Raw genomic sequence first — 23,586 nt, forward strand, 5'->3', positions numbered from 1 at the left:
TTCCCTAAGTTGCTTCGTCTAAGTGTAAAGGAGTCATAGAAAGGAGGAGAGGCATTGGACGAAATGCAATCACAAACAAGCGAGCCTCTCGAGGAACCGCTGCTTACTGTTCACGATGTCGTGCGGTCTTTTCAAGTCGGTTCCGTCCAGCTGGACGTTCTGAAAGGAATCCACATGCAGGTCATGCGCAAGCAGCTGGTGATGCTGAAAGGGCGTTCCGGTTCGGGGAAAACGACTTTGCTTAACATGCTGGGCGGCTTGGATGTTCCGACGAAGGGGGAAATCCGCTTTAACGGGCTGTCTTTCCATACAATGAGCGATGACGAAAGAACAGCAGTAAGACGCAGGGATATAGGCTTTATTTTTCAAACCTACGCTCTGCTTCCGCTGCTCTCGGCATGGGAAAATGTCGAGCTGTCTCTAAGGCTTGCCAAAACGCCAAAACATCTATGGAAAGAACGGGTCGGCCACTGCTTGGAGCTGGTCGGGCTCGGCAAGCGCATGCACCATCGCCCTTTCGAGCTTTCCGGCGGGGAACAGCAGCGCGTGGCCATAGCGAAAGCGATTGCGCATCAGCCGACACTGATTTTGGCGGATGAGCCGACAGCGGAGCTGGATTCGCAAATGGGTGCACAGGTGATGGCGGTGTTCCGGGAAATTATTCGCACAGAAGATGTAGCTATTTGTATGACCACGCATGATCCAACGATTTTGGAGGTAGCCGATTATGTTTACGAAATGGTGGACGGACGATTTGACCGAAGTTCAAACCACACAAACCAAGCGTCCTAAATTCCGCTCTGCCATTGCTCTGATTGCTGCGATATCGGTAGTGACCGCAAGCGGATGCTCTCTCTTGCCGAAAGAGGATGAGGAGGAAGTGCTTCCGACAATTACACAGCCTACGATTTCAAAGAAACCGGAGTATACTGCAAAGACGGAGACGCTGGAAACGAAGGTGCGCGGCTCAGGAAAGCTGATGAGTGAGAAAGAGGAGACGTTGTTTGTTGCGGGCGATGAGTCGGATACGCAAACGAGCAGAGTAAAAGACGTCTATGTGAAGTCAGGCGATACAGTGACTGCAGGGCAGCTGCTGGTGGAGCTTGATGTCAGCGAGGTGGAGCGGGATTTGCGCCGTAAGGAATTGGAATTCCGCAAGCAAGAGCTGACGATGATTGAAAACCTGCGTAAAGCCAATGAATTGGCTCCGGAAAAGCTGGAGGAGCTGAAGATCGATTTTGAGCTTGAGCGGACAAAGCTGGTTGAACTCCGGGAGCAAATCGCCAACGCGAAAATTACGGCTCCTTTTGACGGAACGGTTGTCAAGGTACATATTGAAAAAGGCGATTCGGTTAAGGCATACGATGAAGCTGTGACGGTTGCCGATCTTTCCATGCTTACAGTAGCCGCCGATATCACACAGGATGATTTGAAAAAGGTGGCTCCGGGCATGGAGGTCATTGTCGACATTAACTCGGCGGGCTCCCATAAAGGCAAAGTTCGCAGACTTCCAACGAAGGAGAAGACTCAATCCGGAAACGGCGGCTACTACGGGGGGTACCCGAATAATAGAGACGGAAATGGTCAGCAGGAGCAGGAATCGGTTGAACAGTATCTCGTAGTGGATCTTGAGGCAATGCCGGAGAATCTAGCTAGAGGGACTCCGCTGAGCGTTCAAATTATTGTAGACCGCAAGGAAAATGTCGTTACTATTCCTCCGTCAGCGCTTCGCACCTACGGCGGCCGAAATTATGTGCAGGTGATTGACGAGAAGGGCGCAAAGCGTGAGATTGACGTTGAGGTCGGGATGCAAACGCCGACTCAGGTGGAAATTGTGAAGGGCTTATCCGCAGGCCAAAAGGTGGTCGGTCGGTAATGGGCATGCCAATGCTTCGCTTTACCTTCCGCAAAATGTGGAATACAAGGTGGCTGACGTTTAGCAGCCTGCTCGGTTTGCTGATTGCCGTTGCGTTTACGACGAGTATACCGATGTACGCTGACGGAGCGTTGAAACGGGTCGTATCGACCTCGCTGAAAGCGGAGAATGAAGGGATGCCGGCAGGCTCGCTATTGATCCGTTATCAGGCTGCTGGCAACGACCGGCCGGAAATCTCGTCTTTAGAAGCAGTCGACTCGTTTATTAAGACGGATATTCCGCAGCGGATCGGGTTTCCTCAGGAAGCCTTTGTACAAACGTTGTCCTTGAGAGGGGCGAACCTGAAGGTTGTCGACCCTCAGAAAACCGATGCCAGCAAGCGCAGACAGATGACCTTATCTTCCATGTCGGGCTTGGCGGATCAGGTTGAATTTACAAGAGGCCAGGCGGCATCGACAGAGATCAAAAACGGCGTAATTGAAGTCGTTGCATTGGAAGACGCGCTATACCGGAATTATATTCAGATCGGCGATGAATTCACCTATCCGATTTCCGGAGGGCAAGGATCGCTTAAGGTGCGGATCGTCGGTTCGTTTTCACCGAAGGATGAGACAAAGCCTTATTGGTACGAAGGCACTGAAGGGCTGCTCAACACCCTGCTGGTCAACGAGACGCTGTTTACCGAAGAGCTGTTGAAGAAGAAAAACATTCCTTTAACCTTAGCTAATTGGTATTACGCCTTTGACCTGAAGGACATTCAGACGAGTCAGCTTGCACCGCTCACGCAAACCTTGGATCGACTCGATATTGAGCTGTATCAGCTGCTTAAAGACACGAAAGTGGATATTTCTTTTAAATCCATGCTCGGTGAATTTCGCCAGCAAAGCCTGCAGCTTCAATTTTTGCTGCTGACGCTTGCCGCTCCGATGATTGCCATGGTTTTTTATTATATCGCTACAAATTCGCGGCAGGCGCTGGATAAGCAAAGAACGGATATTGCGGTGCTGAGGAGCCGGGGGGCGAGTACGAGTCAGATCGTGCGAGTGTACCTGCTTGAAGGCTTTATTCTTGGCGGCATTTCGCTGCTTATCGGACCGCTGATCGGCTGGTTTATGGCCAAGAGCATCGGTTCCGCAAGCGGGTTTTTGTATTTCGTAGACCGTAAGGCGGTGCCGGTCGGTTTCGGAACCGACGCCATGCTGTACGGAGGAGCAGCTGTTCTGGTTGCTTTAACGGCAAGCTTAATTCCGGCAATATCCTACGCGCGTTCCTCGATTGTCGGTTTGCGCGCACAGATGGCAAGGGCCGACCGGAAGCCGGTATGGCAGCGCTGGTTCTTAGATCTTGCACTGCTCGGCCTGGTCGGATATGGGTATTATCTGTTTCAGGAGCGACAGATGATTTCGCTCCAGACCGGTCTTGCTAGTGATCAGCTTCAGGTACAGCCTATGTTATTTTTTGTGCCGGCCATGTCCATCTTTGCTATGGGGTTGTTTTTCCTTCGCATTTTCCCGTGGCTGCTGAAGCTGTTCAGCTGGCTTGGACGCAAATTTTTGCCTGTACCGCTGTACTTGACGCTGCTGCAGCTTTCACGCTCGGCAAAGTCGTATTATCCATTGATGCTGCTGCTCATTTTGACGCTGGGTTTAGGCGTTTATAATTCGGCTGCAGCACGTACCATTGATCAAAATTCAACGGAACGTACGCTTTACGAGTATGGAACGGATGTTATTATCAACAGTGTCTGGGAAGGATTCACCGAGCTCGATCTCAGCGACCCCGGCCAAGGCCAGGGAAATTCGGGCGGATCAGGCGGAGGCCAAAACGGCGGCCAAACGCCCGGCGGCGGTCAAGGAGCACCCGGTTCAGGAAATCCCGGAGCACCGGGACAGGGCGGCGCACCACCGAAACAAGCGCTCTTGATTGAACCGCCTTTTCAAATTTATAAGGAGCTGCCGGGTGTTGAGCATGCCGCTCGGGTGCTGAAAACCAAAGCGAGCGCCTCCGTTTCCGGTAAGACCGCAGGTCAGGTAACGCTGATGGCGATCGATAACGCCGATTTTGCCAAGGTCGGATGGTTCCGCAACGATTTGTATCCCGCGCATCCATACGAATACTTGAATCTGCTTGGGGCGCACTTTGAACAAGCGGTTATTATCCCGCAGGATTTTGCGGAGAAGCATCAGCTGAAGCCGGGGGATATGGTCAGTGCATCCATTTCCGGCACCGCTCTTGATTTTATCGTTGTAGGCACAGTGCCGTATTGGCCCAGCCTTTATCCGCAATCAAGCCCGTTCTTTATTACGAACCTGGAGTACATTTACGATCAAGTGCCTTTGATTCCGTACGAGGTTTGGATCAAGATGGCGGAAGGCGCAAAGGTGGGACCGCTTGTCGAGCAGCTGACCGCAAAGGGGATTCAGCTGGCAAGCGATGTCAAGGATGTCCGCAATGAGCTTATCATTCAAGGAAAACATCCGGCTCGCGGGGGAGTATTCGGGATTTTAAGTCTTGGCTTCCTTGTGTCCGTTATTATTTCCTTAGTCGGGTATTTGCTCTATTGGTTCTTCCATTTATCAGGACGGGTCGTACAGTTCGGCGTACTCCGCGCCATGGGGCTGTCGCGTAAGCAGCTGACAGGTATGCTGCTGCTGGAGCAAAGCTTTACTGCGGTGCTGTCCATTGGTCTTGGACTTGGCATCGGCAAGCTGACGAGTCTGCTGTTTCTTCCGTTCCTGCAGACGACTGGCAGCGCGCAGGCCCAGGTGCCGCCGTTCCGTGTCATTTTCGAAGCGAGAGATACCTTGCAAATTTATGCGGTTGTCTTGTTTATGATGGCTGCGGGCGCGACAATGCTGTTCCTGTTCATTCGCCGATTGCGCGTGCACCAAGCGGTAAAGCTCGGAGAGGAGCGATAAGGAGCTGCTATGATTCACTGCGAAGAGCTAGTTAAGATTTTTAAAACGGATGAAATCGAGGTTGTTGCCCTGCGCGGTTTAAACTTAACCGTCAATAAGGGTGAAATGATGGCCATCATTGGAAGCAGCGGAAGCGGGAAATCGACGCTTTTGAATATGCTGGGCGGTCTCGACCGCCCTTCCGCCGGTCAGCTTCGTGTCGGGGAATGGGATTTGCTTAAAGTCACCGAGGAGCAGCTGGTTGAATATAAACGAAGCACCGTCGGATTTATTTGGCAGAACAATGCGCGAAACCTGCTTCCTTATTTAACGGCGCTAGAAAATGTTGAAGTGCCGATGATGCTGGGCGGGAAGGTGGATCGCGCTTACGCCAAGCAGCTGCTGGAGTGGGTTGGTCTCGGCCACCGCATGAACAACAAGCTGCAGCAGCTTTCAGGCGGGGAGCAGCAGCGGGTGGCAATCGCCATCTCGCTCGCAAACCGGCCGCCGCTGCTGCTCGCCGATGAACCGACAGGCTCCGTCGACTCGCAGACTTGCGATACGATTATGAGCATCTTCCGCCGGATGAACGAAGAGCTGGGGGTTACGATTGTGATCGTTACCCACGATTTGTCGCTCGCCGGAAAGGTTGACCGCGTCATTGCGATTCGCGACGGGCTTACGAGCACGGAATTCGTGAAGCGCAATGAGCTGCTTGATGCGGTTGTGGAGGGCAGTGAGGTTGCTGCCGCCGGAGGCGGTCTCCGCATAAAGGGCGGACGCCACGAGGAGTTCGTCGTGGTAGATCGCGCAGGGCGATTGCAGGTGCCGAAGGAATACCTGGAGGCATTGCAAATTACAAACAAGGTGTCGATGGAATTTGATGGTGAGTCCATCACGATCCGCGCGCCAAAATCAATGGAGGGAACCAAAAATGACTAAATGGAAGCAATGGGTGAAACCGGCATCCGCAGGGCTTATCGCGCTGACGATGCTGGCGCCGACACTGGCAGCATGCTCGAAGCAGAGTGAAGCGGCCGATAATACACCGCGGACGCTGCGAATTGTGACGACAATGGGCGGGGGACCAGACGATGAATGGTTCCGCCAGCAGTATACGGAAATTTTCGAATATGCCAATCCCAATATCACGCTGGAGATTATCCCAGCTGTTGATTACTCGCAGTACCGTTACCAGACGGATGAAAAACGAGAAAAAATGCCAGACCCGATTGAGAGTATGAAAGAGATGATGAACGGACCGAATCCGCCGGATCTTGTCATTACGGATTACGGTGCGTTGTCCCCGTTAATTGCCGATAATATGCTGCAGCCACTGGATTCACTGATCGCTGAAGATAAATTCGATACTTCCGATATGGTTCCGGCTGTAATGGACGGGATTAAAAATCTCAGCACCGATAAAAAGCTGTATGCTTTGTCGCCAACGTTCAGCTCTTCCGCATTAGCTTACAATAAAACCTTGTTCGAGGAAGCGGGAGTTCCATTTCCTGAGGATAATATGACTTGGGACGAAGTGTTTGAGCTCGCCCGCAGATTGAGTCTGCCAAAAGGTGAGGAGTTCCAATACGGCTTCTCCTTTACGAATTACGCCGGATCCAGCGGAATGTGGGAATCCAACATTTATACGCAGCCTCTGCAGCTTCGAATTTTTGATGAAAAAGCCGAAAAAATGACTGTAGATTCCGATGCATGGGAAAACGTATGGAAGAAAATGCTCGACCTTCGCACCCAAAAGGTGATTCCTTCTGCTGAAGATGCGCAGGAAAGAGAACGCAAGATGATGGAATCGGGCCGTTATAATCCGTTCGAGCATGAAGTGTTCTTGTCTGGCAAGGTAGCGATGACGATTATCGATTACAGCTATATTAATCAAATTATCCAAGCGAATAAGAGTGCTGAAAATATTGAAAACTTTAATCCGATTAACTGGGATGTCGTGACGGTACCGACCCATCCGGAATACCCGGGTGTCGGCGGTTACGTAAATATGCATTCCATAATGGCCATTAATGCAAAAGCGCAAAACCAAGCAGACGCTTGGAAATTTATTAAGTTTATCAACGGCGAAGATTGGGCGCGTACGAAAGCGAAGAGCAGCTACCAGCTCGTTTCGAGACAAAAGTACATTCAACCGAAAGACGGCTTGAATTATAATGTTAAGGCGTTTACACAGCTGACGCCGGTTCAAGAAATGTATGATGCGGATCGTAAGCTGTATATGGAATATCCAAACCTGCATATGGTTCAAAGTATCGGCGATCAGAAATATCGCGAGGTCATGGAAGGAAAGAAAGGGGTTCGTGAGGCGCTCAAGGAGTGGCAGACCGAAGGGGATGCTATGCTGCAGCAGATTCGTGAAAATCCGGAGGGCCCGATTAATATGCCGGGCGACTCGCCGATGGCGGTTCCTGCAGGCTAAAAGGGAATGAAGAAAAAGGGAGACCAAATGCGCGCTTGCATTTGGCTCCCTTTTTGTGTTCTAAGACAGTACCTTCTTTCTATCGCTGGCCTTGCAGTAAAAAGGTTTGATACACCGTCCAAGCTTTATTGTCGGTCTGGTACAGGAGATGAAGCCGGTCAACTTTGAAGGGGAGATTGACCGGTTTCTTCCGCAGACTGGACAGCACGTCATGAAGCTCATCGTCACTCAGCTCCTGACCCACCGTTAGATGCGGATTGTATCCGTATCTCCGATTCGTTTCCGCCAGCGGGCCGGAGCAGACAGCTTCGACCATGCTCTGAAATGGCTCGTTCTCCTCCAGAGCCAAATAAATAACGTTATTAACCGGATAAAAGCTGGAAAACCGATTCAATTTCGCGTCAAAGGGCGCGATGGTCTGGGCAATCCGAGTAATATGCTCGACAGCCTCCTGCAGACGGGCTTCGCTCCAATCTTCGCTTTCGCGAACAGTCAAATGCGGCTGGATTAAGCTATAATGCGTGTCGTAGCGCTTGCGGAAGCTGTTGGCGTAATCCTGAGCTTCCCGTGACGGGAACACAGCGATACCATAATTCATCATAACTCCCCCTTTATGGTTTATTATACCTCCAAGAAATTCGTTTCATAAGGGGAAACAAAGAAAATATTGTGCTCAAAATGCAGGAATAGGCGATAAAACACCACTTTTTTTGCTCATGCTATCTCATACCAGGATAAGTTCATTGGAGAGCTTCGGATCAATGACAGCGGCCTCCTGCACTCTTAAACGGGCTATCATGGGACTGTATTCATAAAAATCTGGTTATCCTAGTAAAGGAATTATTTTGGCCAAAGGGGTGAACACGCGTGAAGTGGGTATATTGGGGAAAGCTTTACGAAACGAAATTTCAGGCAGGCTGCCTGGCCAAACGAATGGAAGAAGACTGGTGGATCTACGGCTACGAGTGTCCGCAGGAGGTCGAAGTGTTTCGTTCTAAGAAGGGCCGCTTCGGAGTGAGATACAGCTTATAATCTTGGTTTTGAAATTTGTTTTGAATAATTTTGCTAAAAGGGTTGACGAAGTCTTTGTTTATAGTGTATATTTATCTTCGTTGCTTCTTTTGGTGTCGCGGGGTGGAGCAGCCCGGTAGCTCGTCGGGCTCATAACCCGAAGGTCGCAGGTTCAAATCCTGCCCCCGCAACCAATCTTTCTTAGTCGGGCCTTTAGCTCAGTTGGTTAGAGCGGTCGGCTCATAACCGATTGGTCGCAGGTTCGAGTCCTGCAGGGCCCATAAATTTCAACACTCATATCCCGTAAGGGCTTCCTAACAAAATTTTAACCCGTCTTTTGACAGCGAAATGATTTCGCTTCGGAGGCGGGTTTTTTAGTACTCGTTTCTCTGCAGCGCAAACGAATGGCGCATATCTCGTTAGGCGATGTTTTCGACACAATACAAAAAGGACCCAAACGGGTCCTTTTTGTAGAGGGGTGAAACTGAGTGAGGGTGAGGAGTTGCTATTGAGAATGAGAAATATTATCATTTGTCACACCTTTATATTACAACAGTTGAGAACGTTTGTCAACACATCACTTTTATTGTTTTGGGATCGGAGTAATGGCTGCGGAATTCACAACTTCCACTTGATATTCTGAGGAAACATACGTCTCCGCCTTCGGATAGGTGATGACGGTTAGATAGCTTTTGTCCGGGTCCGGCGTATGCAGGGAGTAGCGGATTTCTGCCGTTTTATCCGTTTCGTTAAAGTGAATGCTGTCAATCGTGATACGATAACCGGAACTTGGCTGCTCCCCCCATGCCAACGTCACGCGGTTTACGTTCTCATTGATTGCGGTTGTTTGCATGGTTACTTCCTCGTTTACGGGTTCAGCAGGATAATCGATTGTTGTGTCTCGGTGGCTCAGCACAAATACTCTGGCGTCATGAGTCATTACAGCGGCATCGGCACGAGTAATGATTTGATCCGGATAAAACTTTGCATCTGCATCAAGCTCCACCGCTTTCATGATAATTAGATGTTGGATGGAATTTTGGTGCTCCGCTTCAATCGCTTCGCCATCGGCAACTTCATGGTAGATTTTCACAAATGCATAATCGCCTGTCGCATCAACCGCACTCATCAGCAGGTGAGCGAATTGTTCGCGGGAAATTTCCGTATTTGGGTCGAGGGTCTTTGCCAGCGGCAGTCCATGTAAATGAGCAATAACAAACGATTCGGAATACCATTGATCATTCGGAACGTTTACAAAATAATCTGTTGTTTCCGGCGCTTTGATGAAGGTAAATGCGGCCAGGCTTAAATCCATTGCCTTAACGATCATATGAACGGATTGAGCGTAGGTCATTTTTCCTTCCGGTAAAAAGGTTTGATCGTCAATTCCGCTGATGATTCCAGCTTCTTTCAGTGCAATAATTTTTTGCTTGGCTTGCAGATCCTCTACGTCTTGAAATGCGTAAGCATGCCCTGTAACGGCAAATACAAAGATGAGCAAAGCGGCAATCCATTTCGTATGTCTTTTCATTATCAGCACCTCTTTTTATTTGTTTTCAGCATTAGAAACGAGTGAGAATCGTTAAATGTTGCAAAAAAATATTTTTTCCTCGAAATAGGGATCGGCTGGTATATAATGGATTAAGGAAAGATGGACGAAAGACAAGCTTGTTAAAAGGAGGCGAAACGGGTTGAATAAGCATCCATTTGAGCTGCCGGTTACTGGCGATCGGACGATAAGAGGGGATTTTTACCCGTGCATTTCGGGAGCCTCTTCTGCTACGATTATAGTTTGTCATGGATTTAAAGGATTTAAAGATTGGGGAATGTTTCCTTTTGTCGGCAAGCAGTTATCCATTGATTTTGATACGGTATTATTTAATTTTTCGATGAATGGCGTTGGGGCTTCGCTGACGGAATTCGATGAATTGGAAAAGTTTGCGGGCAACACGTTTTCGCGGGAGCTGGAGGATTTGGATGCGGTTGTGCAGTTCGTTCGAGAGGGGGGGTTGCTTTCCGGCGCAGAAGCTGCCGCCCGGCCGATTGTGCTGCTGGGGCACAGCCGAGGGGGAGGGCTGGCGATCATATATGCGGCCGAGCATGCGAAGAGCGTTTCCGGGGTCATTAGCTGGAACGGTACGACCGATTTCCGGGCTATCTTCCCAGAAAACGTCCAACGTGAAATGAAGGAAGCAGGGCGCTCTTGGATTGAAAATGCCCGAACCAAGCAGCGGATGCCGTTAGATGTGGAAATTTTGGACGACTTAGACGCGAATGCGGAGCGTTTCGATATTGTTAAACGCGCGGCTGCACTGGAGGTTCCGCTCGCACTTATCCAGGGTACGAATGATTATGCAAGGCTGATCGAAGGGTCGAAACGTCTGAAAACGGCCTGCAGAAACGTGGATTGGCTGCGAATAGACGGCGGGGATCACACCTTTGGCGCAAAGCATCCGTTTGTTGAATCGCCAAAGCCCTTGGCGGAGGCTATTCGTGTAACGAAGCAATGGGTGAATCGTAAAGTTATCCACAGATAATATATTTTAATAATATATAAAGAGATAGGGGAAAGACATCATGGTAACAGCATGGCAATTAGGCTTCGTTGTGTTTTTGACCATAGCTGGGCTGGCGGCGGCTTACGTAACGAATGCTCCGCTTGCTGCGGGGTTCGCCCTAGGTTTGATTGCTTTGGTGCTGCTAGTTCGCCGTTCAGGTCTCGCCGAATGGGGGACGATAGGAAGGTCGATGCGGTCCGGTGCAGCGCATACCAAAGAAGTCATTTATATTTTACTGCTGGTCGGCCTGCTCATTCCGAGCTGGACCGCGAGCGGGACGATACCGTACTTAATTTCTTCCGGCTTGTCACTGCTTCATCCCGCGTATTTTGTGACAGGAAGCTTTGTGCTTTCCGCTGTTATCTCGATGCTTCTGGGGACATCGACAGGCACATTAAGCGCAGTGGGGATTCCGTTAATTGGAGCAGCTGCCTATCTTGGCATCCCTTTGCCGCTGGTGGCCGGGGCACTGGTATCCGGCGCGTTTGTCGGGGATCGCGGATCGCCTTTCTCCAGTGCGCATCAGCTTGTCGCTGCTTCCACTGGGGTGACGGTCCGCGCTCAGCAGCGGTCCATGCTTCCTACAACGTTGACAGCGATCGCTTTCTGTCTCGTTGTTTTTGGAAGCTTTGACGCAATGGGCGGATGGGGGAGCAGCTCCGGCGCAATCCGTGCTGCGGATGAGCTGCGGGAAGCTTTTGTGCTAGGGCCGCTGCTTCTAATACCTGCGGTAGTACTGGTCGGCTCGATCCTGCTGTTTCGGCTGAAAACGCGGACGGCGTTTCTGTGGGCAATCGGGATCAGTGTGATTCTCGGCAGCATGGTTCAGGGGGTTCCGATCGGGGATTGGCCTGTGTATCTTTGGTCAGGCTATGAACATGCCACATTAGCCCATCTTCATTCTAAGGGCTTGTCGGATATGGTTGGCCTCGTTATTTTGATAGCGATGGCCGGAGCGTTTAGCGGTATTCTAGAGGATACTCAGCTAATCCGGCCATATGTGGAGAAGCTGTTTGGCCAAACCGCAAAGCAGCTTTCCGCGACGCTTCGCACGGGGGGATTCGGTTTAGCCTTAGGGCTTGTCTCTTGTACACAGACACTGCCAATCATGATGACCGGGAGAATGTTTCTGCCGCTATGGAAGGAACGCTTTCCGGCCGTTTCACTGAGCCGGGTGGTTGCGGATACCTCGCTGGTATTTGCCGCAATGGTGCCTTGGAATATGCTGGCGATCCTGTGCAGCACGATCTTGGGAGTTTCCGTGGAGCAGTATGTTCCTTACGCTGTCTTCTTGTGGATTTTGCCGTTAGCAACGTTAGTGGTGTCTGGGCTCAGCAGTATGAAAGGGGAGCGTTCGCATACAGCGGCGGCGCCGATTGATCAAATGAAATAGAGGTAGGTTGGTGCTTATGAAGGTAAAGCTGCAGCTTCTAGTGGATGAAAACGTGAGTAAGGAGCATGTACTTGAAATACCGGACCATAAGCTTGAAGAGCTGACGGAGGAGGAAACCGAAGCGGCGATCCAGATTCTCGTTCGGGATTGGGTGAATGAAACCGTCGGTGTCGCCTGGGAGGTTCTAGAGGAAGATGGCGAAAGCGAATAAGGGGGCGAAAGCTCCCTTTTTTCTCTAGGGGGAGATGTTTTGATGCTTTGTACTCCTATCCATTCGCCAAAAATTTACGGGTACAAACCTGTTGACTGTTGTGCCGCAACCTGATATTATATACCTTGTCGCCGCTAAAAATGTGGTTGAACTGAATACGATCTGTTAGCTCAGCTGGGAGAGCACCATCTTGACAGGGTGGGGGTCAGTGGTTCGAGCCCACTACAGATCATAGCCGAGAGCCCTTGCTTAGCAAGGGTTCTTTTGTTTTACGATTTCCGCAAATCTACCAGAAGCTTGGTCCAAACGAGAAGACATCATTTTTCATAGAATGAACCATCAAGACAGAAAGAGGTGATGACAGCGGATTTGAAGGAAATGTACCTGACCTGCTGACTCCCTGTTTCACAGTGTTTTCCATTTTTTTATGTTGTGATCGAGTAAATGCCTAACCTCCTGCGATGCCCAAACGCCCTCTCCCCCATATAAAGAAAGTGACCGGAACCCTCTTAGGAGCTCTCTTGTTCAAACAAGGGGGCTCTTTTTCTTGCCACGCTGTGACGCACCAATCCGCGCTCGGTTTGTCAAGATAATTTTGGGTAAATGAATGGTTATCGCTATTTGTTTTCTACTGAATATATAATGGGGAAATCCCAAAAAGGTTAACTGTGTAGTCATTTCAGCTGTGGAGGGCGAGCTTCATTGATTCGAATCCGTACCTTATTGATCATTACTTTTACCGTAATAGTCATTGTTTTGAGTTTTGTATTAAGCACGATGATGGCGAGGCAGTCTGCTAAAGTGATAGAAAACGAGATTGGTCATTCGTTGTCGGGAATCGCCTATCAAATGGCAGATAAGCTTGATCATTATATGTGGTCAAGAGCTGGAGAATTAGAGATTTTAGCTACTCTCGATACTTTTCAGCGGAGCGGGAATGAAAAGCAAATTCAAAAGCTGCTTGATCAGTTGAAAAAAAGTTTTCCGGCCTTCTCATGGGTAGGATATACCGATACGAAAGGGAAGGTAGTTGCGGCTACGGACGGGATATTAGTAGGCAACAATATTTCCGAGCGTCCGGTGTTCAAAGAAGGCATAAAGGGCCGGTTTATCGGTGATGTTCACGATGCTGTACTGCTTGCAAAGCTGCTTCCGAATCCATCTGGAGAACCGTTAAAGTTTGTCGATATCAGTCTTCCGGTTATCGGCGCTAACGGTCAAGTGATCGGCGTTCTAGCAGCTCATTTAAGCTGGGAATGGTCGAAGGAAATCGAAAAAATTATAGTGGCCCCACAGCTGGAGTACAGCAAAGGCTTGGAAATGTTTGTGGTTAGCAAACAAGACCGCATGGTGCTGCTCGGTCCTCAAGGATCGGTGGGAAAAACATTACAATTTGAAGTTTTGGATCGGGTTCAATCCGGGGATGATGGCTGGAGCTTGCTGCAGTGGCCGGACGGTAAAAAATACTTGACCGGCTTTGCATATGGAGACGGGTATTTAGGATATGAAGGGCTAGGCTGGTCGGTGCTGGTACGGGAGCCGGAAGAAATCGCATTCTCCCCGGTTGATGCCATGATCCATCGTTCCCTTGTGACTGCACTCTTTGCTGCACTTGGATTTGCAGTTATCGGCTGGTGGTTGGCCGAGAAAATATCCAGCCCGATTCGGGGACTTACGGTTGCGGCGAATCGGCTCCGTAATGGAGAAAATATTAAGATTCCAGAGTATAGAGGTTTTAAAGAGCTTTTGATTTTATCGAGCTCTTTGAGAAGTTTGGTTGAATCGCTTGTTCGTACGGAGTCTGCTCTGGATTCCATGACATCGTTAGCTCAAAGTGATCAGCTGACCGGTCTTCCAAACCGTGTCGCTTTGGAAAATTATTTAGAATCAACCCTTCAGCACTTTGACTCGCAGGAGGAAACCCTTGTTTTTATGTATCTTGATCTCGATGGCTTTAAACAAGTGAACGATAGCTTGGGTCATCAAATCGGAGATCTTCTTCTGCAAAAGGTGGCCAATCGATTGAAGTCGCTTAACCGCTCATTAGATATTACCATTCGCCTGGGTGGAGATGAATTTTTGGCCGTACGGCGGTTATCTGCTGACGATGCTGTAGAGGAATCGGAAAAGCTGGCACAAGAAATATTGCTTTCGATTAACAAGCCCTATATTGTTGAGTTTAATCAGATTTCGATCGGCTGCAGTATCGGCGCCGCTTTTTATCCAAAGCACGGCAAAAATCCAACGGAAGTCATCCAATTGGCTGATGAATGCTTGTATAAATCAAAACAAGCGGGGAAAAACTGTGTGTCCTTTGCGGATAGTGCTGAAAATAACAAAGCAAGAAATGAAGCGTAAGAGTGGAAAAAGCCCCGATTCGGGGCTTTTTATGATGGATAAGGTATACGGGACGTCATTAACGAGTCTCGTTTTTATTTTGTTGATCGCTTGCTTTGTTTGGCATAAGCTCGCGGTCCATTTTATCCTCTGCATCTGTAATTCCAAAATCTTCCTTTAGGTTTGGCGGTCTATTGTTGAGAACCTCGTTATTCACGTTCGCATTTAAAATATCATCCGGCATAGGCTCACCTCCATTTTTACCAATAGGGTTTGCCTTCTATGCACGGTTTATTCTAGAAAATCAAAAAGGGAGCCGAGGCTCCCTAGACTGATTGGTTATGCTTTATTCCCTTCGGCAAGACATTGATCAAGTCGGCCATTTTCCAATAGCTGGCTTTCAATGACATCGCTGTGATGCTCGAAGCATTTGCAGTAATAATCCTTCATGCAGATCGGGCAAGGCAGCTGAAGCAGGCGGGATACGCCGGTAAGCTTCCACTCTGGGTTTTTCACCACAAATGCGCGTGCTTTCGAGCCATTTTCAAAGGTAACGATAAATTGATAAAGATGATCCGTTGTGTTGTTGTCGGATAACACGACGTCTTTTACGGCTAAGTTTCTCAATGTTGGTTCTCCTTTTACATTAAAAATGTGTATACCATTAATTATGAACGACATCATAGCAAAGTCAAGTCGGAAGGACGGAATTCATCTTTTCATCTTAAGATAAGGTTCAGAAAGGCTCGGAAAATCCCTTCTTTTTTTCGCTTTCGCTTTGAACGGGGCAGATAGGGGGAATCGGACCTACGCTTTTCTTCCGTGTCGCTTGCCAAAAGAAGTTTTCGCTCTTCCTCGTTAACGCCCTCAGACATGCCGCAGTTCAGCCCCCATTTCCAAATTCAAATCTGCTTCCCCGTACAAATGCTAATCAAGTAAATTTCCCTTTAGGCGGTAAAATCACGTCAATATTGAACTGCTCTTCCTCTTTATCTGTCTGCATTGGCCGTTGGTCGGGTTTGGGGTGACTGTTCTTTTGACGTTCCTGTAGGAAAAGGAAGAGATCGGTGATCCATTTGGAAACAAGCACGATTACCATGTAAAAGACAAATAAATAAAAGTAATTCACCCATTCATACATACGAAACAGCCCGGCATACACCATAATTGGTTTTAATATGAATGCGAATGCTCCACTCAGCAAGGTGGTGTAAACATAATAATTTTTATTGCGCGAGGTGATCCATTGATAAAGCAGCATATAACAAACCGGTACGATCGCTGCATCCAAAGCAACGTTTACGGATAAGAAAGGAACAATTTTATGCGGATAGTTCCAATAGCCATTCGTAACCCCAAAGGAGTCGATATAGTGAAACCATACGTGAATGTTAAAGCCGTAAAAGCCGAGCAGCAGGGCATGTTTCCAATCTAGGTACTTATATAAAATGACCAATGGAAGGATGAGCAGCAGGAGATTAACCCAAAACTGCCAAGTGCTAAAGTGTGAATGCTGCATCCAATATTGAAATGTTAAATCGGCCATCTGGTCATGAATATCTTTAATTTGATCGATTCCTTGGGCTTTTTCTGGTGTCATCGCGAATTTCCCCTTCTGGAATTGAAGATACGCTTCTTACTATTTGCAATATGGCACTAATCTATGTTTATAAAAAACAGTGTTTTTGCTCTGGTATTTATAAGTAAACGGATCTTATTCGGGCAAACAATGATGGACCACATGGAAATAGACGGATAATTAAAGTGTTTTGGTCGAGTATTTGTAAGATATTGTATTTTTAATTCGTTATAATGAAAATGTGTTTAAGAAATCGATTTACCCTGAAATGAGGTGATTTTCAACCGAGGCAGCAGACCACTGATTCACTTTGCTTTTTTGCAGTGGAACAAATAATAAAGGAGTGAAAGGATTTGAAAAGATCATGCAGTTTGTTTCTCGTCGTTTCTTTAGTTTTTTCGTTGTTTGCAATGGTGCAAGCAGGTGCGGCAAGCTTTGAATCAGGCAAAGAATACAAAATTGTAAACAAGAAAAGCGGTAAAGTGCTTGAGGTTGAAGGTTCATCGATGAACGATGACGGCAACGTAGTACAGCGGACTTGGCAAAATACAGCGAATCAGAAGTGGAAAGTTGTCAGCTCTGATGACGGATATTATCAAATTGTTAATGTGAATAGCGGTAAGCTGTTATATATTCAAAATAAATCGAAAGCGGATGGCGGCAACGTAGTTCAGATGAGAGAACGCTCCAGCCAAGCTCATGAGTGGAAAATCGAAGATAAGGGCTCGTTCGTATCGCTTACCAATAAAAACAGCAAAAGAGCGCTAGCAGTTGCAAACGCATCCAGCAATGAAGGAGCTAATGTCGTTCAATGGACGTTTAATGGAGCGGATGAGCAGTTATGGAGCATCTTGTTGGCTGACGCTGCGGGCGGTGGCGACAACGGTGGCGGTGATAACGGTGGTGGCGATAATGGCGGTGGTGACAACGGCGGCGGCGGAAGCGGAGAAACTATTACAGTGAACAGCACCATTATCGTGGAAGCGGGGCAAACGTTTGACGGGCAAGGCAAGCGTTATGTTGCGAATGCCGATACCTTAGGGGACGGAAGCCAAGATGAAGGCCAAAAGCCCGTGTTCCGTCTTGAGGATGGCGCAACCTTGAAAAACATTGTATTGGGCGCGCCGGCTGCGGATGGAGTCCATACTTACGGAGATGTGCTTGTAGAAAATGTCGTTTGGGAAGATATTGGCGAGGATGCTTTAACGATTAAAGAAGAAGGAACCGTCACCATTCGCGGCGGGTCGGCTAAAAATGGGGACGATAAGGTTTTCCAGGTTAATGCGGCATCGACCTTTAACATTTATAATTTTAATGCAGATAATGCGGGTAAAATGATTCGTCAAAACGGAGGGACCGATTTTAAGGTTTCCGTCTATATTGATGGCTGCACAATTACAAATATGGATGAAGCGATCTTTAGAACGGATAGTGATTCCAGCGAAGTTACCATGGTTAATACCAGATACTCCAATGTTGGAGATAAATGGATCGGTGTTGAGCACATGACTGAAAGGAATAATGTTGAGTTCTAAATGATTCGTTATGAAAAAAGCTGCTCCAGCAATCGGCGTAAGCCGCGGCGGAGCAGCTTTTTTCATACTGCTGCGTGAAAGCACACATTTGGATTCAGGGATGAGAATAGGCGGGTCTGATTTAAGGAATAGTTATAAAGGCTTCATCCACTACAGCACAGGGAGGTTGTCATCATGAAAACAAACAAAGGTCAAAACTCTACGTCTTCTTCCCAAGTCATTAATCCGCATCAAAATGCAGTTCAATTGGAGCAGCAAGCTCAACAGGTGATTCAGCAAGCTCAACAAGCGTATACTACCGCTCAGAAAGCGGACCAAATGGCGCAGCAGGCGCATCAAATCGCCGCGGCCAGCACACAACAGCTTCAACAAGCTCAGCAGCAGCTGAAACAAGCGCAAAGCACCTCTGCAAGCATGATGCAGAGCACTGGCAGCAGCATGTCCCAAATGCCGCAAATGCAAAGCACTTCCGGCACTATGGCAAATATGAGCTCCCAAGGGGCTATGCAGGCTTCCTCGAGCATGATGCCGTCTCAAGGCATGACTTCCGGCACAATGCAAGCTCAAGGGGCTGGTGCAGCAGCAGCGGCGCCAAGCATGTCCGCACAAGGTGCAATGAGCAGTATGGCGCCAAGCATNATGGCGCCAAGCATGTCCGCACAAGGTGCAATGAGCAGTGCGACGCCAAGCATGTCGGCCCAGGGCGCAACGAGCGGAACGACGCCAAGCCCACTGAATGCTGTCGTGCCGGGTGAGAGCAAAACTCAAGCTTCGCAAGGGGTAGAAACACAAAGCTTCCAGTAAAACAATCGGATATGTGGGGTCTGTGTTCGTCACAGGCCTCTTTTTTTATGATACGATGTGTTGAATACTCTGCTCCATATCGAATCTTTTTATACATAAATTTTTTTGTTCGCGTGATACAAAACTACATTCTCATCCGTCTTATATATAGCTGCAGCGGAAAGGAGAATCAACCATTGACGGATCATTATAAAGAAATATTTTACGCCCACTACCCGAACGTTTTACGTAAGCTTACTGTGTTAGTTGGAGATCGTGCGGCGGCGGAGGATTTGGCACAGGAGGCGTTCTTACGCTTGTACCGGAATCCGCCTGAGCAGCTGGAAGCAGTTGGGGCCTGGCTGCATCGAGTCGCAACCCGGATCGGATACGATTATTTGAATCGTCAGGCGCTAGAGCGGAAATGGCTCGAGCAGCATGGCAGCAAGGACCCTGAGGTTAGCTTATCGGCTCCATCGAATGAGGACGTTTATCTGCAAAAGCTGGATCAAAGCGAGATAAAGCAGTGGCTTGACGAGCTGCCGGAGCGGGATCGCCAGCTGCTGATGCTTAAGTACTCAGGCTACAGTTATCAAGAAATTGCAGAAAAGCTGCAAGTACGAAAACCGCTTGTCGGTACGATGTTGAGTCGCGCCGCAGAAAAATTTCGGAAAAAGGCAGAGGCAGGACTGCCTAATGGATAAATCTACGTTAATCGAAGTGTAATGAAGGAGGAGCGAACGATGGCAAATAAAAATCCGAATCAAGAATCCGTTCAAAATATAAATGTGGATGAAGCTTGGGAGAAAATGAAGGAGAAGCTAAAATCCGAGCCGGCTCACCCGTTATGGAGTCAGCTCCAGAATGTCGATCATATGGAGAATAAACCTAATTTTTCGGTGATGCATGAAGAGCAGGCTTCTCAGAAGGACGATGTAACGCAGCTCAGTCCGTTGCCAGCCGGGCAGCAAACGAAAAAAAGAAGTCTCCTGTCGATGAGAAATCGGAAATGGTTGAGCGGTGCAGTCGCCGCAAGCGTAATCGCTCTCGTTGTCGTTACTCCGATCGGCAATCAAGCGCTTGCCTCGATCATTAATCAATTCCGCATGGAAGAGATGACGACGATTAATGAGCAGGATGCGAATCAGTTTTTTAATTCCTTTTTTCCCGACGGAGAGGAACGTGAATTTGAAAATCAGTTCAGCGAAGTATCCCGTACAACCGGTACGATCAATGGGGTTTACAGTATTCAGGATGCTGCCAAGGCGTTAAACCGTAACCTGGTAACCGCGGATTGGTTTACAGACGACAAGGTGGACGTATCGCCTTCAGAACGCTATACGTTTACGATCAATGTTGCGGAAGTGAATAAAGTATTGAAACGGTTAGGAGCTACAAAGCTGATGCCGGAATCTGTCAGTGGAAAACCGATTACGATCGTGCTGGGCGAACAGGTCAATATGTACTCCCATGATGGCGAAAAGCATATTTCATTCACCCAAATGCCGGCGCCTAAGGTTGAAGTGGATCCTTCGATCGGTGTGCAGGAAGCGCTGGATGCGATCATCGATTTTCCGATGCTTCCGGGCAATTTGAAGCATCAGCTTCAACGGACAGCGCTCATGAATGGAGGAACCGTTCCGCTTCCGGTCATTACCGATGAGGGTGCACGCCGCGAAACGCTGGAAGGAAAAGATGTTGTGATTGGAGTAAATGAACAGCCTGGTGGAAATTCTTATTACCACTCCGTGTGGATTGATGAGGGCATCGTCTACAGCCTATCGGGCACTCAATTTACGGATGAGCAGCAATTTAAAACTGAAATATCGGAGTTGATTCGTCAATGACTGAGCAGTACGTCATCCAAGTGGACCATTTGACGAAGGATTACGGCAATGGGCGCGGGTGCCGCGATATATCGCTTACGGTTAGGGTTGGGGAAGCCTTTGGCTTCCTCGGCCCTAATGGCGCTGGAAAAAGCACGCTTGTTAAGATGCTTGTAGGCTTAACCCGGCCGACAGGGGGAGCTGCCTATTTATTTGGAGAGCCGATAGGTACCATTGAAGCCCGGCGTCATATTGGTTATCTTCCGGAACTTTATCGCTACCAAGAGTGGCTGACGGGAGAAGAAGTGCTGCAGCTGCATGCCAAGCTATGTCAGCTGGATAAAGCTTACGCGAAAAAAAGAATCGCAGAGACGCTCGAAGAAGTAGGAATTGGTTTGCGCGGCCGCGATCGCGTAAAGCATTATTCCAAGGGAATGCAGCAGCGCTTGGGGTTTGCCTGCGCAATATTAAGTGATCCGAAGCTCTTGTTCCTCGATGAGCCTTCGTCCGCAATGGATCCGGTTGGCCGCTTCGAAATTCGGCAGCTTCTGCAAAAACTGCGGGATCAAGGCAAGACGCTGTTCCTGAATTCGCATTTGCTCGAGGATGTCGAGGTTTTATGCGACCGGGTAGCGCTGCTGAATAACGGACAGATTATGGCCCAAGGCTCCGTGGAAGAGGTGCTTCGTTCCCAAAATCGCTGGCGGCTTCGCGTTGCCGGACTTACGCCGCAGCATTTGGAGTTACTGCAGCAAATGACAGGTGATCATGTAAAACTGTATTTTGTCGAAAAGCAGCAGGAGTTCGTATGGCTGGAAGCCCAATTAAAGGACGATGAACAGATCGGTTGGATGAATGCTTTGCTTGTGGACCAGGGCCTAACCCTTTATGAGGTATATAAAGTGAAAAGCAGGCTTGAGGAGTGGTTTAGAAATGCCGTTTCCGGATTAAATCATAGGGGGGAACGGGTATGAGCAGTATTATCGGCATGACCTGGAAGGAAATGCTTCGCAAACGCGTTCTTTTGCTGACGCTTATTATGACAGCGGTCTTTTTAACGGGATTTTGGTATGTTGCCCGTACGATTGGGATGGAATTTATGGACAAACATATGGAGCCTGGAAGCATTGAATATACTTTGGCCGAATTCCGCAATGGCAGCATTATTTTATCGCTGGGCTTTTTCTTTGGAACGTTCGTCATCGCCTTTTTATCGATTTTCAGCTCTTTATCCGTTGTTGCCGGGGAGGCGGAGCAAGGGGTGCTACAGGCGCTTTTGCCGCGCCCGATTGCTAGGTGGAAATGGTACTTGGGCCGCTGGATCGGCTATGTTTCACTAGGAATTGTCTATTCCGCGATTTTGTTTGCGCTGTTACTGTATATCACTGACATATACTCCGGAATCCCTCGGGATTTTCTTGTCCTGTTGAAAGCGTTCGGTATATTGGCATGGATTGTTCCTCTTCTTGTTTCGGTATCCATGCTGGGTTCATGTTATTTTCCAGCCTTTGGTAATGGTGTGTTTATGATTATGCTTTATGCAGTTGGCTGGATCGGCGGAATTATTGATAAAATGTCCGCTATTTTTTCAGATGAAGCCCAGCAATCTTTGCAGCTTGTCCAGGGGATTGCCTCGATGCTTATGCCAACGGATATGCTGCAGCGAAGAATGCTTTCTGAGCTGTTCTATATGAAGGAATTTAACGGGATCATTCGTGAGATGGATCTCGGCCCCTTTGGGATCGGAATCCCGCCGTCGAATACCTTTTTGTTATACTGCGCACTTTATACGGTAATCGGTCTGGCCTTAGGTATTCGCGCTTTTCACAAGAAGGATCTCTAACGTTAAGAAACAGCAGTCTACAATGAACGAAAGACCGGAGGGCGAACAAAAGCCTTCTGGTCTTTTTATATGGCTTATTACACGGGCTCGTTGTTGGTCATTTCGCTGTGTTTCGCTTTCGGGATTGGACTTGTAAGTAAATGCTCAACGGTTTGGCTATTGGAGCCTGTATTTTTAATTTGTTTCACTGGCTGTTGGGCTTTTCTCATGTTCTATGACCTCGCTTGGGGAAGATTGAAATTAGTTTACCCTTATCCGATAATGGATACGTGCGATAGAGATGGTAATAATTTTTTTGTATTGGGGTGTAAAATGAACTCTGGATCGCAGCAGGTTATGGATCTGCTTTTGCAAATGGAACAAGAGGAACAGGTTTGTGTTTTGTATGCTTGCGAAGCGGGGAGCCGGGCTTGGGGGCTGGACACAGAGGATAGTGATTATGATGTTCGTTTTATATATCAGCGGCCGTTGGAACAATACTTAACCCTTTTTGAGCAAAAAGAAGTCATCGTTCATCCCGTAGGTGCTCGAATTGATTTACATGGTTGGGATCTAAAAAAAGCGCTGCAGCTTCTTGGGAAGTCCAATCCGACTTTGCTGGAATGGCTTCATTCGCCGGTTGTATATAAGGAGGAGTCTCACGCTGTACAACAGCTGCGGAATATCGCGCTGGATTCGTTTTCGCCGAAAGCTTGTTTTTATCATTATTACCGGATGGCCAAACGGAATTATGAAGCGTATTGCCGCGAAGAACAGCACGAGCGTAGGTGGAAAACGTTGCTGGCGGTATGGAAGCCTCTTCTTGCGTGCGGCTGGCTTGAGCGTCACGGCACTTTTCCGCCTGTTGGATTTAAGGCGCTGGCTGAAGAGGTGCTGGCTTCTATGCCAAGTTTGCTGCAATCCGTTCTCGAATTAGGCATCCGCAGTAAGCCATCTGGTTATGGTTATGCTTCAATGCAAGCCGTTGGTGAAATGGCGGTGTATATCGAAGGAAGGCTGGCTCATGCAGAGGTGGCCGCGGAAAGCTTGCCCGGTGTTCGAGGAGATATGAAGGAGATGCTGGAGCAGTTTTTTAAAGAACTGGTTTTGGGCAAAATGAAATAATGCAGCATTCCAGTGATTACCATTTGATTTTTTAGTTTAGGCTGTGCTATTATATCCTTCTGCCGCTTTGAGCGGTTGGTGATGATCTTGTCGAAAAGCTGTGAAGCAAGACGAGAAATGGTAAAAAATAAAATTTGCATTATAAATTAAAACGTGCTAAGATGTAATTCCTGTCGCCGAGAGCGACGGA

21 protein-coding genes, 3 tRNA genes and 2 pseudogenes are annotated in these 23,586 nt (G+C 48.3%); 20 read left to right on the forward strand and 6 right to left on the reverse strand.

Annotated features, from left to right (window positions below):
• The first annotated feature begins 63 nt into the window (after positions 1 to 63).
• Genes GQS10_RS15795 through GQS10_RS15815 form a run of 5 tightly spaced genes read left to right on the forward strand, consistent with a single transcriptional unit; the run spans position 64 to position 7,216 of the window.
• Positions 64 to 792 carry an ABC transporter ATP-binding protein gene (locus GQS10_RS15795; protein ID WP_166243946.1) on the forward strand — a complete coding sequence of 243 codons (729 nt, stop codon included), beginning with the start codon at positions 64 to 66 and terminating at the stop codon, positions 790 to 792.
• A complete protein-coding gene (locus GQS10_RS15800; protein WP_166243891.1) occupies positions 728 to 1,876 on the forward strand; it encodes an efflux RND transporter periplasmic adaptor subunit in 1,149 nt (382 codons plus the stop codon). Before GQS10_RS15795 ends, GQS10_RS15800 begins: the two co-directional genes overlap by 65 nt.
• Complete coding sequence (locus tag GQS10_RS15805) at positions 1,876 to 4,794, forward strand: ABC transporter permease (RefSeq protein ID WP_243735201.1); 2,919 nt, start codon at positions 1,876 to 1,878, stop codon at positions 4,792 to 4,794. Before GQS10_RS15800 ends, GQS10_RS15805 begins: the two co-directional genes overlap by 1 nt.
• Positions 4,795 to 4,803: 9 nt before the next feature.
• The gene (locus GQS10_RS15810; RefSeq protein ID WP_166243893.1) at positions 4,804 to 5,715 is read left to right on the forward strand and encodes an ABC transporter ATP-binding protein; all 912 of its coding nucleotides are present in this window, start codon (positions 4,804 to 4,806) and stop codon (positions 5,713 to 5,715) included.
• Complete coding sequence (locus GQS10_RS15815) at positions 5,708 to 7,216, forward strand: ABC transporter substrate-binding protein (protein WP_166243895.1); 1,509 nt, start codon at positions 5,708 to 5,710, stop codon at positions 7,214 to 7,216. The genes GQS10_RS15810 and GQS10_RS15815 overlap by 8 nt, the downstream gene beginning before the upstream one ends.
• A 79-nt stretch (positions 7,217 to 7,295) precedes the next feature.
• On the opposite strand, the gene GQS10_RS15820 is transcribed toward GQS10_RS15815, so the two are convergent.
• Positions 7,296 to 7,814: a 2'-5' RNA ligase family protein gene (locus tag GQS10_RS15820; RefSeq protein ID WP_166243897.1), complete on the reverse strand. Its 519-nt coding sequence runs from the start codon at positions 7,812 to 7,814 to the stop codon at positions 7,296 to 7,298.
• Between the two features lie 269 nt (positions 7,815 to 8,083).
• Between GQS10_RS15820 and GQS10_RS15825 the strand changes: the two genes are divergently transcribed.
• The 3 genes from GQS10_RS15825 to GQS10_RS15835 all read left to right on the forward strand — a co-directional run bounded on the left by GQS10_RS15825 (position 8,084) and on the right by GQS10_RS15835 (position 8,508).
• Complete coding sequence (locus GQS10_RS15825) at positions 8,084 to 8,248, forward strand: hypothetical protein (RefSeq protein WP_166243899.1); 165 nt, start codon at positions 8,084 to 8,086, stop codon at positions 8,246 to 8,248.
• Positions 8,249 to 8,344: 96 nt separating this feature from the next.
• A tRNA-Met gene (locus GQS10_RS15830) sits at positions 8,345 to 8,421 on the forward strand.
• Positions 8,422 to 8,434: 13 nt separating this feature from the next.
• Positions 8,435 to 8,508, forward strand: a tRNA-Ile gene (locus GQS10_RS15835).
• Between the two features lie 302 nt (positions 8,509 to 8,810).
• Here GQS10_RS15835 and GQS10_RS15840 read toward each other — a convergent pair.
• On the reverse strand, positions 8,811 to 9,758 hold the full coding sequence (locus tag GQS10_RS15840) for an S-layer homology domain-containing protein (RefSeq protein ID WP_166243901.1): 948 nt from the start codon (positions 9,756 to 9,758) through the stop codon (positions 8,811 to 8,813).
• A 160-nt stretch (positions 9,759 to 9,918) separates the two neighbouring features.
• Between GQS10_RS15840 and GQS10_RS15845 the strand changes: the two genes are divergently transcribed.
• The 5 genes from GQS10_RS15845 to GQS10_RS15865 all read left to right on the forward strand — a co-directional run bounded on the left by GQS10_RS15845 (position 9,919) and on the right by GQS10_RS15865 (position 14,747).
• Positions 9,919 to 10,764 carry an alpha/beta hydrolase family protein gene (locus tag GQS10_RS15845; protein WP_166243903.1) on the forward strand — a complete coding sequence of 282 codons (846 nt, stop codon included), beginning with the start codon at positions 9,919 to 9,921 and terminating at the stop codon, positions 10,762 to 10,764.
• A gap of 40 nt (positions 10,765 to 10,804) precedes the next feature.
• Positions 10,805 to 12,178 carry a Na+/H+ antiporter NhaC family protein gene (locus GQS10_RS15850; RefSeq protein WP_166243905.1) on the forward strand — a complete coding sequence of 458 codons (1,374 nt, stop codon included), beginning with the start codon at positions 10,805 to 10,807 and terminating at the stop codon, positions 12,176 to 12,178.
• Between the two features lie 16 nt (positions 12,179 to 12,194).
• On the forward strand, positions 12,195 to 12,389 hold the full coding sequence (locus GQS10_RS15855; protein ID WP_424991795.1) for a DUF7167 family protein: 195 nt from the start codon (positions 12,195 to 12,197) through the stop codon (positions 12,387 to 12,389).
• Positions 12,390 to 12,548: 159 nt separating this feature from the next.
• Positions 12,549 to 12,621 (forward strand) — tRNA-Val (locus tag GQS10_RS15860).
• A 470-nt stretch (positions 12,622 to 13,091) separates the two neighbouring features.
• Positions 13,092 to 14,747, forward strand: a complete 1,656-nt coding sequence (locus GQS10_RS15865) for a sensor domain-containing diguanylate cyclase (protein ID WP_166243909.1) — start codon at positions 13,092 to 13,094, stop codon at positions 14,745 to 14,747.
• 58 nt (positions 14,748 to 14,805) lie between these two features.
• Here the strand turns inward: GQS10_RS15865 and GQS10_RS15870 are convergent, their stop codons facing one another.
• The 3 genes from GQS10_RS15870 to GQS10_RS15880 form a co-directional block, all read right to left on the reverse strand.
• A complete protein-coding gene (locus GQS10_RS15870) occupies positions 14,806 to 14,970 on the reverse strand; it encodes a hypothetical protein (protein WP_166243911.1) in 165 nt (54 codons plus the stop codon).
• Between the two features lie 95 nt (positions 14,971 to 15,065).
• Complete coding sequence (locus tag GQS10_RS15875; RefSeq protein WP_166243913.1) at positions 15,066 to 15,353, reverse strand: hypothetical protein; 288 nt, start codon at positions 15,351 to 15,353, stop codon at positions 15,066 to 15,068.
• Between the two features lie 304 nt (positions 15,354 to 15,657).
• Complete coding sequence (locus tag GQS10_RS15880) at positions 15,658 to 16,326, reverse strand: CBO0543 family protein (RefSeq protein ID WP_207952294.1); 669 nt, start codon at positions 16,324 to 16,326, stop codon at positions 15,658 to 15,660.
• A gap of 389 nt (positions 16,327 to 16,715) precedes the next feature.
• Between GQS10_RS15880 and GQS10_RS23230 the strand changes: the two are divergent.
• The 6 genes and pseudogenes from GQS10_RS23230 to GQS10_RS15910 form a co-directional block, all read left to right on the forward strand.
• Positions 16,716 to 17,156, forward strand: a pseudogene (locus tag GQS10_RS23230) (RICIN domain-containing protein); the annotation flags it as partial.
• Positions 17,157 to 17,264: 108 nt separating this feature from the next.
• A pseudogene (locus tag GQS10_RS23235) lies at positions 17,265 to 17,840 on the forward strand (pectate lyase); the annotation flags it as partial.
• 980 nt (positions 17,841 to 18,820) lie between these two features.
• Positions 18,821 to 19,327, forward strand: coding sequence for a sigma-70 family RNA polymerase sigma factor (locus GQS10_RS15895; protein WP_243735202.1), 507 nt, complete (start codon positions 18,821 to 18,823; stop codon positions 19,325 to 19,327).
• A 39-nt stretch (positions 19,328 to 19,366) separates the two neighbouring features.
• On the forward strand, positions 19,367 to 20,470 hold the full coding sequence (locus GQS10_RS15900; protein ID WP_166243920.1) for a hypothetical protein: 1,104 nt from the start codon (positions 19,367 to 19,369) through the stop codon (positions 20,468 to 20,470).
• Positions 20,467 to 21,423, forward strand: coding sequence for an ABC transporter ATP-binding protein (locus GQS10_RS15905; protein WP_166243922.1), 957 nt, complete (start codon positions 20,467 to 20,469; stop codon positions 21,421 to 21,423). The genes GQS10_RS15900 and GQS10_RS15905 overlap by 4 nt, the downstream gene beginning before the upstream one ends.
• Entirely contained in the window at positions 21,420 to 22,292 is an 873-nt protein-coding gene (locus tag GQS10_RS15910; protein ID WP_166243924.1) for an ABC transporter permease subunit, read from the forward strand. The genes GQS10_RS15905 and GQS10_RS15910 overlap by 4 nt, the downstream gene beginning before the upstream one ends.
• Before the next feature lie 77 nt (positions 22,293 to 22,369).
• Here the strand turns inward: GQS10_RS15910 and GQS10_RS23520 are convergent, their stop codons facing one another.
• Positions 22,370 to 22,501, reverse strand: a complete 132-nt coding sequence (locus tag GQS10_RS23520) for a hypothetical protein (RefSeq protein WP_279538013.1) — start codon at positions 22,499 to 22,501, stop codon at positions 22,370 to 22,372.
• A 103-nt stretch (positions 22,502 to 22,604) separates the two neighbouring features.
• On the opposite strand from GQS10_RS23520, the gene GQS10_RS15915 reads away from it, so the two are divergent.
• Entirely contained in the window at positions 22,605 to 23,396 is a 792-nt protein-coding gene (locus GQS10_RS15915) for a nucleotidyltransferase domain-containing protein (protein ID WP_166243926.1), read from the forward strand.
• The last annotated feature ends 190 nt before the right edge of the window (positions 23,397 to 23,586 follow it).

The organism is Paenibacillus turpanensis (genome assembly GCF_011421635.1).
In the GTDB taxonomy this organism is placed as follows: Bacteria; Bacillota; Bacilli; order Paenibacillales; family YIM-B00363; genus Paenibacillus_AK; species Paenibacillus_AK turpanensis.

Coding starts and splice junctions, on each gene's coding strand:
- GQS10_RS23520 (WP_279538013.1), bottom strand. CDS start 22,501: ATGAGAAAAGCCCAACAGCCAGTGAAACAAATTAAAAATACAGGCTCC.
- GQS10_RS15815 (WP_166243895.1), top strand. CDS start 5,708: ATGACTAAATGGAAGCAATGGGTGAAACCGGCATCCGCAGGGCTTATC.
- GQS10_RS15795 (WP_166243946.1), top strand. CDS start 64: ATGCAATCACAAACAAGCGAGCCTCTCGAGGAACCGCTGCTTACTGTT.
- GQS10_RS15880 (WP_207952294.1), bottom strand. CDS start 16,326: ATGACACCAGAAAAAGCCCAAGGAATCGATCAAATTAAAGATATTCAT.
- GQS10_RS15805 (WP_243735201.1), top strand. CDS start 1,876: ATGGGCATGCCAATGCTTCGCTTTACCTTCCGCAAAATGTGGAATACA.
- GQS10_RS15855 (WP_424991795.1), top strand. CDS start 12,195: ATGAAGGTAAAGCTGCAGCTTCTAGTGGATGAAAACGTGAGTAAGGAG.
- GQS10_RS15900 (WP_166243920.1), top strand. CDS start 19,367: ATGGCAAATAAAAATCCGAATCAAGAATCCGTTCAAAATATAAATGTG.
- GQS10_RS15915 (WP_166243926.1), top strand. CDS start 22,605: ATGAACTCTGGATCGCAGCAGGTTATGGATCTGCTTTTGCAAATGGAA.
- GQS10_RS15850 (WP_166243905.1), top strand. CDS start 10,805: ATGGTAACAGCATGGCAATTAGGCTTCGTTGTGTTTTTGACCATAGCT.
- GQS10_RS15905 (WP_166243922.1), top strand. CDS start 20,467: ATGACTGAGCAGTACGTCATCCAAGTGGACCATTTGACGAAGGATTAC.
- GQS10_RS15800 (WP_166243891.1), top strand. CDS start 728: ATGTTTACGAAATGGTGGACGGACGATTTGACCGAAGTTCAAACCACA.
- GQS10_RS15810 (WP_166243893.1), top strand. CDS start 4,804: ATGATTCACTGCGAAGAGCTAGTTAAGATTTTTAAAACGGATGAAATC.
- GQS10_RS15840 (WP_166243901.1), bottom strand. CDS start 9,758: ATGAAAAGACATACGAAATGGATTGCCGCTTTGCTCATCTTTGTATTT.
- GQS10_RS15870 (WP_166243911.1), bottom strand. CDS start 14,970: ATGCCGGATGATATTTTAAATGCGAACGTGAATAACGAGGTTCTCAAC.
- GQS10_RS15820 (WP_166243897.1), bottom strand. CDS start 7,814: ATGAATTATGGTATCGCTGTGTTCCCGTCACGGGAAGCTCAGGATTAC.
- GQS10_RS15910 (WP_166243924.1), top strand. CDS start 21,420: ATGAGCAGTATTATCGGCATGACCTGGAAGGAAATGCTTCGCAAACGC.